This is a genomic window from Escherichia sp. MOD1-EC6300, assembly GCF_002965045.1.
GTDB lineage: Bacteria > Pseudomonadota > Gammaproteobacteria > Enterobacterales > Enterobacteriaceae > Escherichia > Escherichia coli_F.
Map to the genome: position 1 here is coordinate 176,398 of NZ_PTRH01000007.1, position 13,955 is coordinate 190,352.

The following is a 13,955-nucleotide window of genomic DNA, read 5'->3' on the forward strand; positions in this document are numbered from 1 at the left end:
AGCATTCAGTTTAGGTTAACTGCCTGAAAGCAAGTGAAAAAACAGAAGATTCTGAGGCGAGTTGCGCCCGGCAACAGCAATGTTACCGGGCGCGGAGGGGTTACTTCTTAATCTGCGCGTGCATTTCCTGCACCGAAATTACTTTTTCAGTCGCATCGGCATTCAGCGCCATCGCGGTAGCGAAACCACCGTTCAGGGTGGTGTCATAGTGCACTTTATATTGCAGCGCACTGCGACGAATCACGCGGGAGTCCTCAATCGCACGACGGCCTGAGGTGGTGTTGATGATGTAGGTATATTCGCCATTCTTGATACGGTCCTGAATGTGCGGACGACCTTCATGCACCTTGTTCACCAGACGCGGGTTAATACCTGCTTCGCCCAGCACAATCGCTGTGCCGTGGGTCGCATCCAGCTCGAAGCCCTGTTTCAGCAGTTTTGCCGCCAGGTCAACCACGCGTTCTTTATCGCCTTCACGCACGGAGAGCAACGCACGACCGTGTTTCTTCATCGTGGAGTTACTGCCCAGCTGCGCTTTGGCAAACGCTTCAGCGAAGGTGCGGCCCACGCCCATCACTTCCCCGGTAGAGCGCATTTCTGGCCCTAACAGCGGGTCAACGCCGGGGAATTTGTTGAACGGCAGCACCACTTCTTTCACCGAGTAATATGGCGGGATAACTTCTTTAGTTACGCCCTGCTCAGCCAGCGATTTGCCAGCCATCACACGCGCCGCTACTTTCGCCAGCGGTACGCCGGTGGCTTTGGAGACGAACGGAACGGTACGCGCCGCACGCGGGTTAACTTCAATCAGGTAGACTTCGTTGTTTTTCACCGCAAACTGCACGTTCATCAGTCCGCGCACCTGCAATTCGAAGGCCAGTTTCTGCACCTGTTGGCGCATCACATCCTGAATTTCCTGACTTAAAGTGTAGGCTGGCAGAGAACATGCGGAGTCACCGGAGTGCACGCCCGCCTGCTCAATATGCTCCATGATGCCGCCAATCAGCACCATTTCACCGTCGCAGATGGCGTCCACATCCACTTCTACCGCGTCATCGAGGAAGTGGTCCAGCAATACTGGTGCATCGTTAGACACGCTCACCGCCGTCTGGAAGTAGCGACGCAGGTCAGCTTCGTCATAGACGATTTCCATCGCCCGACCGCCGAGAACGTAAGACGGACGCACCACCAGCGGGTAACCAATCTCTTTTGCCTTCTCAACCGCCATTTCAATAGCGGTAACGGTGGCGTTCGCCGGTTGTTTCAGTTTCAGACGGTCAACCGCATGCTGGAAGCGTTCACGGTCTTCCGCACGGTCGATAGCATCCGGGCTGGTGCCGATAACCGGTACGCCAGCGGCTTCCAGTGCGCGCGCCAGTTTCAGCGGGGTCTGACCGCCGTACTGAACGATAACGCCTTTCGGCTTCTCAATACGCACGATTTCCAGCACATCTTCCAGAGTTACCGGCTCGAAGTAGAGGCGATCGGAAGTGTCGTAGTCAGTGGAGACGGTTTCCGGGTTACAGTTAACCATAATGGTTTCGTAACCGTCTTCACGTAGCGCCAGCGAGGCGTGTACACAGCAGTAGTCGAATTCAATACCCTGACCGATACGGTTCGGGCCGCCGCCGAGCACCATGATTTTGTCACGGTCAGATGGGTTGGATTCGCACTCTTCTTCATAGGTGGAGTACATATACGCGGTGTCGGTGGCAAATTCTGCCGCACAGGTATCCACACGTTTGTAGACCGGGTGCAGGTCATACTGGTCGCGTAGCTTGCGGATTTCCGCTTCGCGCACGCCCGCCAGTTTAGCCAGACGCGCATCGGCAAAGCCTTTGCGTTTCAACTGGCGCAGGAAGTCAGCGTTCAGGCCAGTGATGCCCACTTCCGCCACTTTCTCTTCCAGACGCACCAGTTCTTCAATTTGTACCAGGAACCAGCGGTCAATGTTGGTCAGGTTAAAGACGCCGTCTACAGACAGGCCCGCACGGAAAGCATCGGCGATGTACCAGATACGATCTGCGCCTGCGTCTTTCAGCTCGCGGCGAATTTTGGTCAGCGCTTCCGGGTCGTCCAGGCTGACTTTCGGGTCAAAACCAGTCGCACCGACTTCCAGGCCGCGCAGGGCTTTTTGCAGGGATTCCTGCTGCGTGCGACCAATCGCCATCACTTCGCCGACGGATTTCATCTGAGTGGTCAGACGATCGTTAGCACCGGCGAATTTCTCGAAGTTGAAGCGAGGAATTTTGGTCACCACGTAGTCGATGGACGGTTCGAAGGAGGCCGGAGTACGCCCGCCAGTGATGTCGTTCATCAGTTCATCGAGGGTGTAACCAACCGCCAGTTTCGCCGCCACTTTGGCAATCGGGAAACCGGTGGCTTTCGACGCCAGCGCCGAAGAACGGGACACTCGCGGGTTCATTTCGATAACAATCAGGCGACCATTTTTCGGGTTCACCGCAAACTGGACGTTGGAACCACCGGTTTCAACGCCGATTTCACGCAGCACCGCCATCGAGGCGTTACGCATGATTTGATATTCTTTGTCGGTCAGCGTTTGGGCTGGCGCGACAGTGATGGAGTCACCGGTATGGATGCCCATCGCATCGAAGTTTTCGATAGAGCAGACGATGATGCAGTTGTCGTTTTTATCACGCACCACTTCCATCTCGTACTCTTTCCAGCCGATCAGCGACTCATCAATCAGCAACTCTTTGGTCGGAGAGAGATCCAGACCGCGGGCGCAAATTTCTTCAAACTCTTCGCGGTTATAAGCGATACCGCCACCGCTACCGCCCATAGTAAAGGATGGGCGAATAATGCACGGGAAGCCCACATCAGCGGCAACTGCCAGCGCTTCTTCCATGGTGTGCGCGATACCGGAACGCGCAGTTTCCAGACCGATTTTCTTCATCGCCACGTCGAAACGGCGGCGGTCTTCGGCTTTATCAATCGCATCGGCGGTGGCACCAATCATGGTGACGCCGAACTCTTCCAGCACGCCCTGACGCTCCAGCTCCAGCGCACAGTTCAGCGCTGTCTGACCGCCCATCGTTGGCAGCACCGCGTCCGGACGCTCTTTTTCAATAATCTTGCGTACCACTTCCCAGTGAATCGGCTCGATGTAGGTCGCATCAGCCATTTCCGGGTCGGTCATGATGGTCGCTGGGTTGGAGTTCACCAGAATGACGCGGTAACCCTCTTCGCGCAGGGCTTTACATGCTTGCGCGCCAGAGTAGTCAAACTCACACGCCTGACCGATAACAATCGGGCCCGCACCCAGAATCAGGATACTTTTTATATCTGTACGTTTTGGCATGGCTCTTTTACTCCTGATTACTTAGCGGTTTTACGGTACTGCTCAATTAACTCGATAAAGTGGTCGAACAACGGCGCGGCGTCGTGTGGACCCGGACTGGCTTCAGGGTGGCCCTGGAAGCTGAATGCCGGTTTATCGGTGCGATGAATGCCCTGTAACGTACCGTCGAACAGGGATTTATGCGTAACACGCAGGTTTGCAGGTAATGTTGCTTCATCCACCGCAAAACCGTGGTTCTGGGCGGTGATCATCACCACGTTTTTTTCAACATCTTTAACCGGATGGTTGCCGCCGTGGTGTCCAAATTTCATTTTGACAGTCTTCGCACCGCTCGCCAGCGCCAGCAACTGATGGCCGAGGCAGATGCCGAATACCGGGATGTCGGTTTCGAGGAATTTCTGGATGGCAGTAATAGCGTAATCACACGGTGCCGGGTCGCCAGGACCGTTGGAGAGGAAGATACCGTCTGGATTCATTTTCAGTACATCTTCCGCAGAGGTTTGCGCCGGAACGATGGTCAGGCGGCAGCCTCTATCCACCAACATGCGCAGGATGTTGCGCTTGGCACCAAAATCATAAGCCACAACATGGAACGGCAGCTCGTCTTCTTTCTTCGCTTCTGGCAGGCCGCCGGTCAGCGTCCAGCTCCCTTGTGTCCAGCTATAGGCTTCTGCGGTGGTCACTTCTTTTGCCAGATCCATGCCGTTCAGACCTGGGAACGCGCGGGCTTTTTCTAACGCCAGCGCCGCATCCGGGTTATCGCCTGCGATAATGCAGCCATTCTGTGCGCCTTTCTCACGCAGTAAACGCGTCAGCTTACGGGTATCGATATCAGCAATCGCCACGATGTTATGGCGTTTAAGGTAAGAAGAGAGGTCTTCGGTATTACGGAAGTTGCTGGCAATCAGCGGCAGGTCGCGAATCACCAGACCTTGTGCATGTACCTGAGAAGATTCTTCATCGGCGTCATTAGTGCCGACATTGCCAATATGGGGATAAGTAAGAGTAACGATTTGACGAGAATAGGAAGGATCAGTGAGGATTTCTTGATAACCGGTCATTGAAGTATTGAAAACGACTTCCCCAACCGCCGAACCTGTTGCCCCTATGGCCCGACCGTGAAACTGGGTTCCGTCTTCCAGAACCAATAGCGCTGACTTAATCAAAACACCCTCCAGAGAATATTCACTCACTTTATTTGCATATTAATTCACAATGATGACGTAAATCAATGCAAATCTGCTTACCGACGAATTTCTGGCAAACGGCGGCATTCTGGAGAGATGAGAGCTAAAAGTCAACTTAATGGTGGTATTTTTTATATTATTTTGTGGCTCATGCATGTTTTGCAGGCATTAAGCGACAAAAAGATCATATAACCCGTTCTGGAAAACGCTTGCGCAGCAAGAAGATTGTATAAAATCAAAACGCGTAGAAAAAAGTGGACCAAATGGTCAAAATTTACATTAAAACAACAAAAACAGAAGAGAAAACATGTTATTTTTAGCACACTATACGATTTTATAAATAAAAAACTCAAAATAAAAGGGCTAAAAATTAAAGCCCTTTATAATCAATAAATTAAATATGTTATTTTTGCACCATCACAAATGTTTTGTGGTTACAAATTATTGAGATCAAGCACATCTCGCATATCAAAAAGACCACTTTCCTTACCACTCAACCACAAAGCCGATCTTACCGCACCGTTAGCAAATGTCATGCGGCTGGACGCCTTATGGGTGATCTCCAGACGCTCACCAATATCGGCAAACATCGCGGTATGTTCGCCAACGATGTCACCTGCACGCACGGTGGCAAAACCAATGGTGCCAGGCACACGTTCACCGGTATGGCCTTCACGACTGTAGACCGCGCAATCTTTCAGATCTTTATCCAGGGCGTGGGCGATCGCCTCTCCCATTGCCAGTGCGGTGCCTGAAGGCGCATCAACTTTATGTCTATGATGTGCTTCAATAATTTCGATATCGGTGTAGTCACCCATCACTTTGGCTGCTTTCTCCAGCAGCTTAAGCATGACGTTAACGCCAACGCTAAAATTGGCGGCAAAGACAATCGCAATATCGGCGGCGGCGTCACGAATCGCCTGTTTACCGGCTTCGTCAAACCCCGTAGTGCCGATCACCATCCCTTTGCCATGCTGGCGACAAAAAGCGAGATGATTCAACGTACCTTCCGGACGGGTAAAATCGATAAACACATCAAAATCATCTTTTATCGCATCAAGGCTGCTTTGCACAGTAACGCCTGTTTTTCCTGCACCCGCCAGCTCACCGGCGTCGCTGCCCAGTAAAGAAGATCCTTCGCGCTCCAGCGCCGCGCCCAGCTGCACGCCTTCTAATGCCAGCGCCGCCTGAATCAACTGGCGGCCCATACGCCCCCCGGCTCCCGCGATGGCAACGCGGATGTTTGCATCATGCATAGCTATTCTCTTTTGTTAATTTGCATAGACCGTTTTCAGAGTAACCAGCGCATCGCTACGCCGCCAGCCAAAAACGCTGATAATTAGAAATTAATGATAAACAGGGAGGGATATCAGTGAAAGGCATGAGTCGATGAATGACTGCATGCCGATAACATGTGACAGGTTACGACGCCAGAGCCAGCACCTCAGCCACCCACTGCTGGAAACCTTTCACATCCAGATCCAGCGCCACCTGCACGTTTGCAGGTTTACTCAGGCAACCATCAATATCAACAACCGTAGTACCTGAGGTAAATTCACCCTGAGTTTCCACCGCCACAAAACACGGTTTGAGAGTGAACAAGTCTGGGCGCACCAGCCAGGCGATGGCGCAGAGATCGTGCATACGCAGACCGCTTTGCATACTGCCGCTACGGTAGTGGCTAAACAGGGCGTGCAACATTTTCCCGGTACGATTCAACTCCGGCAAAGTAGCGAGATAGTCAGGAGTTAATATTGCCTGATTGGTGACATCCAGACCGCACATAACGATTTCGATGCCGCTACGGAAGACACAGGCTGCCGCTTCTGGATCGGCAGCGATATTAAACTCGGCGTTTGGCGTACAGTTGCCGCGTCCGGCAGAACCGCCCATGATCACCAGACGGCGAATATGCGGTTTGCATTCCGGGCATTGTGAAAGTAACAGCGCAATATTGGTTAACGGGCCGATGGCTACCAGCGTAACAGGCTCAGGCGCACGCAGCAGGGCATCACGAATCGCCAGAAATGCGGGTTTGTCCAGTGGGCTTCTGTTGTGCTCGACAAAGTCGTAGCCAGCCATTCCCGATTCACCGTGCACAGATGCTGCATTACGCGGTGCGCGTACCAGCGGCACAGCGGCTCCCTGGGCGAGCGGAATATCCGCATTCCAGAAATGCAGCAGTTGCAGGGCGTTGCGGGTAGTTTTCTCAACCGAAACATTACCCGCGACGGTGGTCATCAGTTGCAGGTCGAGTTCGGGGGCAAAAATCGCGGCGGCAATGGCGACCGCATCGTCAATGCCTGGGTCTGTATCAAGGAAGATGGGTATAAGTTTTGTCATTACTGTCTCTCCTGGCTTGTTACTTGCTCATGGCTTTGAACTCATCGCGGCTGATACAGATATCCGAAATATCTTTATTCGTCACCAGACGCGGGCTAAGTTTATCGCCTTCAACAAACGGTACTAGCGGGCAAAATTCCCCTGGAGACGCTTTATCTTCCTGCCACTGAATTTCAATGGATTCCGGCTTCATACCTGGTTTCTGTGACTGAATGACTGTGCGGATATCCGTGGTTAACTGAAATGGCTCACACCCCTTCACATCAGTAAAAGTCGGCGTCAGATGACCATTCTTACGTTCCTGCAGATAAAAAATGCGGCCATCGTGATAGGAAGGAATTACGTAGCAGGTATACATTTTACCTTTGCTTAGCACGGGCTGAAGATAACTTGAACCTCTCTCGATCAATTCAACCTCTTTCCCCTTCCAGCGATAAACGTCAACCCCGTGACTACAGCAGCTTCCTCGCCAATGGCTGACGATCTGCTTATATTCTGCATCTGGCTCCGGCGAGGTGATTTCCTGATAAGACGCAGGCGCATCAACAAAACGTTGTGTTGAGGGATCGTAAAGCCAGGTTTGTTCGGGGATATTGGGTCCAGCGGGTAACTCTTGCGGAATGGAAAGATCCGGATAACCATCAAAATTAACATCCTTCCATTGAGGCGTAAAAATGCTACAAGTGCCGATAGAAGCAGTATATAAGGTCTGTATCGGTTTCCCATCACGATATAATTTTATTGCTGAAATGACCGGAACATTATTACAGTCGATCGCTTTGGAAGGGTCGTAATCGTCATTCACTTCCGCCACCAGCACCAGATCAATGCCCGGATCGTTTTTGGGTTTGTTATAGTTAAGCGCAATGGGGAAATGGTGTTTTTTATCGGCTGAAGTCCATACACCTTTTATCTCAATCGGTGAAACTTCAGCATCCCATTGACCAGAAAGTGTCTGTGCGCGCTCCTCAAGAAGCAACCGCTTAACCTGGAGAGATCCACGCAGAATTAATCGCATTTTTCTCTGATTGCAGGGTTCATAGCAATAGCTACCATGAAGGTCGTTGTTAATCCGCGTGATATCGACACTTACCTGCTTACCCGCAATCGTCCCGGAATAATTTCGATCCCAGAACGGAAATTCAAGCTGCGAAGCGCCATTGGCCGCTCCCAAACAAAATACAAAAGCCAAAAATCCCGCCAATCCATAAGCTATCTTGCTCATCATCCTTGCCTCCGCAGAAGAGTACAGCTAAAAAAAACCAGCAACGAATGTGCTGGTTTTGAATGATTAATCTTTACTCGACTTCACGAATATCGACACGCAGCTCTTTTGGCACTTCGAAAACAATGTTTTCTTCACGGCCTTCCAGCGAAATGGCTTCACCACCGCCCAGTTGCTGTAAACGTGCGACTACATTCTGCACCAGAATATCCGGAGCCGATGCGCCCGCAGTTACGCCAACGCAGTTCACGCCTTTTACCCACTCTTCCTGGATATCTTTCGCATCGTCAATTAAAAACGCGCGTTTGCCCATACGCTGGGCCAGTTCCGCCAGACGGTTGGAGTTGGAAGAGTTTTTTGAACCAACCACCAGTACTACTTCCGCCTGTTCTGCCAGAGCGCGTACCGCTTCCTGACGGTTAGTGGTGGCGTAGCAAATGTCATCTTTGCGCGGACCGACAATTTTCGGGAAGCGTTTACGCAGCGCGTCGATCACATCAGACGTGTCATCCACCGACAGCGTGGTTTGGGTCATAAAGGAGAGTTTCTCTTCGTTTTTGACCGTCAGTTTCCACACATCGTCCGGCGATTCGACCAGATACATTCCCCCTTCCGGGTTGCTGTACTGACCCATCGTCCCTTCCACTTCCGGGTGACCGGCGTGACCGATAAGAATAGACTCTTCACCACGGCGGCTGGCACGGGCGACTTCCATATGCACTTTGGTCACCAGCGGACAGGTGGCATCAAACACCGTCAAATCACGGCTTTTCGCTTCGTTACGTACCGCCTGAGAAACACCGTGTGCGGAGAAAATCAGGATCGCGCCGTCCGGGACTTCGCTAATCTGCTCAATAAAGATAGCCCCACGCTCCCGCAGGCTATCGACCACGTAGCGGTTATGCACCACTTCGTGACGGACATATATCGGTGCGCCGTAAATGGCCAGCGCGTTTTCAACAATGCTGATAGCGCGGTCTACCCCGGCACAAAAACCACGCGGGTTGGCCAACAGGATCTGCATGTTACGCCTCCAGTGCCGGATCGATTTCCAGCACTTCAATATCAAAATGAACGGTCTGCCCGGCCAGCGGATGATTGAAATCAACGGTAATGGAGTCGCCGTTAATTTCGCGGATCACGCCAGGCATCTCACTGCCATCCATTGCGGTAAAAAGCATGATTGCACCAATTTCTGGCTCGCCTGCATCCATAAACTCACGGCGGGAGAAGTACTGAATCAGGTCCGGTGACGGCACGCCAAACGCCGCATCTGGCTCCAGCGAGAAGGTGGTTTTATCACCCACTTTCAGCCCCAGCAGGTGTTGCTCCAGACCTTCGGAGAGAGAAGCATCGCCCAGGCGGAACAGCGCCGGTTTACCGTTGTTGCGGGTAGACTCGGCGGTGGTGCCATCGTCGAGTTTTAGCGTGAAGTGCACCAGGACGGCGCTATTGCTCTGTACAGATTCAGACATGCAGGTTTGCTCTTATATTTTGAGGATTTTTGCCGGATGCGGCCTACGATTTCACAGCAATCTGTAGGCCGGATAAGATGCGTCAGCATCGCATCCGGCAGGGTTTATTATTGTTTTTTCGCTTTCGAAGGTAAAAAACCTTCCAGCACAATCAGTGCCGCACCGACACAGATAGCAGTATCGGCGAGGTTGAAGGTGGCGAAGTGCCAGTCGCCGACGTAGAAGTCGATCATATCGACAACGAAGCCGTGCCACAGGCGGTCGAACAGGTTGCCCAGCGCGCCGCCAATAATCAGCGCGTAAGCGATATTGTTCAGCTTCTGCGTGGCCTTCGAGCGATACATCATCACTACCAGAATCACGCTAATACCAATCGCAATACCGGCAAAGAACCAACGCTGCCAGCCGCCGCTATCGGCAAGGAAACTAAACGCCGCGCCATAGTTACGCGCATAATGCAGATTAAGCGACGGGAACAGCGGGACCGTATCCCCCAGAGCAAAGTTCTGGAGGATCAGGTATTTGCTGCCCAGATCGATAATCAGCACGACTACCACCAGCCACAGCCAGCGTAGCCCTGTTGAACAGATCGATTGACTCATCAGGCAAACTTACGTTTTTCACCGTCACCGGCGACGTTGCTGACACAGCGGCCGCAGATTTCTGCGTGTTCCGCCACCTTGCCGACATCCTGGGTGTAGTGCCAGCAGCGTGGGCACTTCTCACCTTCGGCTTTACTCAACGCGACTTTCAGCCCTTTGAGTACTTCGCTCTGCTGAGCATCAGCAGGGGCGTCGTTATAGTCTGCAACGGTAGCGCCGGAGGTCAACAGGACAAATCGTAATTCATCGCCCAGCGCGGTCAGTTTCGCCGCCAGTTCCGGTTCTGCATACAAGGTTACTGCCGCTTCCAGCGAGCCACCCACTTTCTTGTCGGCACGTGCTTGCTCAATGACTTTGTTCACTTCGCCACGCACTTTCAGCAGCTCGTCCCAGAACGCATCGTTCATCGCTTCGCTGTCTGCCAGACCAAACAGGCCTTCGTACCACTCGCCGGTGAAGACGTATTTTTCACGTTCGCCCGGCAGATAGCCCCACACTTCATCAGCGGTGAAGGAGAGGATTGGTGCCATCCAGCGAACCAGCGCTTCTGCGATGTGATACAGCGCAGTCTGGCAGCTACGACGCGCCACGCTGTCCGCTTTCGCGGTGTACTGGCGGTCCTTAATGATGTCGAGGTAGAAAGAGCCCATCTCAACGGAGCAGAAGCGCATCAGACGCTGTACCACTTCGTGGAAATCGTATGCTTCGTACGCCTTGAGGATGTCTTCCTGCGCCGCTTTCGCACAACCTACGGCCCAGCGATCCAGTACCACCATCTCTTCCGGTTTCACCATATCTTTTGCCGGATCGAAACCGTTCAGGTTTGCCAGCAGGAAACGTGCAGTGTTACGGATACGACGATAGCTGTCGGCTGCACGTTTCAGGATCTCGTCAGAAACGGCCATTTCACCGGTGTAGTCCGTTGATGCCACCCACAGACGCAGAATATCCGCGCCCAGTTTGTTCATCACATCCTGCGGCGAAACGGTGTTGCCGATGGATTTAGACATCTTGCGACCCTGACCATCCACGGTAAAGCCGTGGGTCAGTACCTGACGATACGGCGCTTTGCCTTTCATCGCGGTGGAGATCATCAGGGAAGACATGAACCAGCCACGGTGCTGGTCAGAACCTTCCAGATACATGTCCGCTGCGTGACCAGCAAATTCCGGACGCACGTCAACAACAGAAGAGTGGGTAGATCCGGAGTCAAACCATACGTCCAGCGTATCCGGCACTTTCACGTACTGATCAGCTTCGTCGCCGAGGATCTCTTTCGCATCAAGATCCCACCATGCCTGAATGCCATCAACTTCAACGCGTTTTGCCACTTCTTCCATCAGTTCGAGGGTACGCGGATGCAGCTCTTCCGTGTCTTTGTGCACGAACAGTGACATCGGTACGCCCCAGGTGCGCTGACGGGAGATACACCAGTCAGGACGGTTAGCGACCATCGACTCGATACGCGCCTGGCCCCAGTCAGGGATCCACTGCACGCCTTTGATCTCTTTCAGTGACTGCGCACGCAGACCTTTCTGATCCATGCTGACGAACCACTGCGGCGTAGCGCGGAAGATGATCGGCGTTTTGTGACGCCAGCAGCACGGATAGCTGTGCTGCATTTTCTCAACGTGCAGCAGCGCGCCTTTTTCCTGTAGCAGCGCAACGACGATGTCGTTCGCTTTGAAGACGTTAACACCATCCAGCGTCGGGTAAGTACCCGGCAGATAAGTACCGTCCGGGCCAACCGGGTTAGCGGTTTCCAGACCATATTTCTGACCGATCACATAGTCGTCCGGACCGTGGCCTGGCGCGGTGTGAACGGCACCGGTACCGGCATCCAGCGTAACGTGATCGCCAAGAATTGCCGGAACGTCGAAGCCCATAAACGGATGGGTAAAGCGCAGCAGCTCCAGCTCCGCACCTTTTACCGTGCCGAGAATGGTGTAATCGGTCACGCCGATACGCTGCATTACGCTTTCAACCAGATCTTTCGCCAGAATCACGGCCTGACCGTCGATCTGCACCAGCGCATAGTCGAAATCCGGTGCAATGGAGATTGCGCGGTTGGCAGGCAAAGTCCACGGCGTAGTGGTCCAGATCACCAGCGAGATTGGGCCGTTAACGTTGCTTACGGCAAATTTTGCTTTCAGTGCATCCTGATCGACTGCCTGGAAAGCGACGTCGATGGACGGAGAAGTTTTGTCGTAATACTCAACTTCCGCTTCCGCCAGCGCAGAACGGCAGTCAACGCACCAGTGCACCGGCTTCGCGCCTTTGTGCAGGTGACCGTTGCCGATGATTTTGCCCAGCGCGCGGATGATATTGGCTTCAGTTTTGAAGTCCATAGTCAGGTACGGGTGCGACCAGTCGCCCAGCACGCCCAGACGGATAAAGTCTTTGCGCTGACCGTCAACCTGGGTCGCAGCGTATTCGCGGCACTTGGCGCGGAACTCGGCAGCGGTGAATTTCTCACCCGGCTTACCGTATTCTTGCTCTACTTTCAGCTCGATCGGCAGACCGTGGCAGTCCCAGCCAGGCACATACGGCGAGTCATAACCGGAAAGCCCTTTGGACTTCACGATAATGTCTTTCAGAATCTTGTTAACCGAGTGACCAATATGAATGCTGCCATTCGCATAAGGAGGGCCATCATGCAGAATGAAGGTTTTTTTGCCTTTTTTAGCCGCACGGATGATGCCGTACAGATCATCATCAGTCCAACGCGCCAGCATTCCCGGTTCGCGCTTGGCGAGATCGCCACGCATCGGGAACCCTGTTTCCGGCAAATTCAGGGTTGATTTATAGTCACTCATCAGATTCTCGGTTCCGTATTTCGGTTTGATTACATAACAGGCTTAAGCCGGTTTTGTTAGCCCAAAAAATTCGCGGGCGGTTAATTCATCACGCGCAATCTGCGCTTTCAGTTCGTCCAGCGACGCAAATCGCTGCTCATTGCGTATTTTTTTACGCAGCACTACTTGTATATGGCGACCATACAGGTCCATTGCAACATCTAACAAATGCACTTCCAGCTGCTGGCGAATACCGGCAACCGTTGGGCGTGTTCCGATGTTTGCAACGCCGGGTAACGGCTTTTCACCGAGGCCCAGCACTTCTACCGCATAAACCCCTTTCACCGGGGAAACCTGACGGCGCAGCGGTACATTCGCCGTCGGGAAACCTATAGTGCGCCCTAATTCATCACCGTGGACCACACGCCCGGAGATGGCAAACGGGTGCCCCAGTAAACTTTCTGCCAGAGCCAGATTGTCATCCGCCAGCGCCTGACGTACAGCGGTACTGCTGATGCGCACGCCACCTTCGCAAAAAGTTTGCGTACTGGTGATATCGAAGCCGTATTCCGCGCCAGCTTTCTGTAATAACAAGAAATCGCCTTCACGACCAGCGCCAAAGCGGAAATCATCCCCTACAGCAAGAAATTTTACCCGCAAATGCTTCACCAGAAGGTCACTGATGAAATTTTGCGCGGTTAACGCCGCGAAACGCCTGTCGAAACGCACGCACAGCACGTAATCAACGCCACACTCTGCAAGGTAACGCAGTTTTTCCCGCAGTCGGGTCAGCCGTGCCGGGGCTTTATCGGTAGCAAACAGTTCCAGTGGTTGAGGTTCAAAAAGCATCACCATCACCGGTAAGTTGCGCTTGCGCCCTTCTTCCTGCAAGCCCTGTAACAGCGCGCGATGACCGCGATGCACGCCGTCGAAATTACCAATAGTCAGCACACACCCTTCTTGCGGGGCCTGGCTGAGATTATGTATGCCGCGTATCAGCTTCATG

General features: G+C 52.9%; 10 protein-coding genes. All 10 read right to left on the bottom strand.

What is annotated here, in order from left to right; translation table 11 throughout:
- Positions 1-100: 100 nt before the first annotated feature.
- Positions 101-3,322, bottom strand: coding sequence for a carbamoyl-phosphate synthase large subunit (carB, locus tag BGE37_RS13125; RefSeq protein ID WP_105277273.1), 3,222 nt, complete (start codon positions 3,320-3,322; stop codon positions 101-103).
- A 17-nt stretch (positions 3,323-3,339) separates the two neighbouring features.
- A complete protein-coding gene (gene carA, locus BGE37_RS13130) occupies positions 3,340-4,488 on the bottom strand; it encodes a glutamine-hydrolyzing carbamoyl-phosphate synthase small subunit (protein ID WP_000597260.1) in 1,149 nt (382 codons plus the stop codon).
- Between the two features lie 455 nt (positions 4,489-4,943).
- Entirely contained in the window at positions 4,944-5,765 is an 822-nt protein-coding gene (gene dapB, locus BGE37_RS13140) for a 4-hydroxy-tetrahydrodipicolinate reductase (protein WP_000543585.1), read from the bottom strand.
- A gap of 166 nt (positions 5,766-5,931) precedes the next feature.
- Positions 5,932-6,852, bottom strand: a complete 921-nt coding sequence (gene rihC, locus BGE37_RS13145; RefSeq protein ID WP_088541461.1) for a ribonucleoside hydrolase RihC — start codon at positions 6,850-6,852, stop codon at positions 5,932-5,934.
- Between the two features lie 19 nt (positions 6,853-6,871).
- On the bottom strand, positions 6,872-8,077 hold the full coding sequence (locus BGE37_RS13150; RefSeq protein ID WP_105277314.1) for an XAC2610-related protein: 1,206 nt from the start codon (positions 8,075-8,077) through the stop codon (positions 6,872-6,874).
- Positions 8,078-8,150: 73 nt separating this feature from the next.
- Positions 8,151-9,101 (bottom strand): 4-hydroxy-3-methylbut-2-enyl diphosphate reductase, encoded by a 951-nt coding sequence (gene ispH / locus BGE37_RS13155; protein WP_105282168.1) that lies wholly within the window; start codon positions 9,099-9,101, stop codon positions 8,151-8,153.
- A gap of 1 nt (position 9,102) precedes the next feature.
- Complete coding sequence (gene fkpB, locus BGE37_RS13160) at positions 9,103-9,552, bottom strand: FKBP-type peptidyl-prolyl cis-trans isomerase (RefSeq protein WP_000004655.1); 450 nt, start codon at positions 9,550-9,552, stop codon at positions 9,103-9,105.
- 107 nt (positions 9,553-9,659) lie between these two features.
- Positions 9,660-10,154: a signal peptidase II gene (gene lspA / locus BGE37_RS13165; protein ID WP_000083381.1), complete on the bottom strand. Its 495-nt coding sequence runs from the start codon at positions 10,152-10,154 to the stop codon at positions 9,660-9,662.
- A complete protein-coding gene (gene ileS, locus BGE37_RS13170; RefSeq protein WP_001286856.1) occupies positions 10,154-12,970 on the bottom strand; it encodes an isoleucine--tRNA ligase in 2,817 nt (938 codons plus the stop codon). Before ileS ends, lspA begins: the two co-directional genes overlap by 1 nt.
- 42 nt (positions 12,971-13,012) lie before the next feature.
- On the bottom strand, positions 13,013-13,954 hold the full coding sequence (ribF, locus tag BGE37_RS13175) for a bifunctional riboflavin kinase/FAD synthetase (RefSeq protein WP_000767324.1): 942 nt from the start codon (positions 13,952-13,954) through the stop codon (positions 13,013-13,015).
- Position 13,955: the final 1 nt, after the last annotated feature.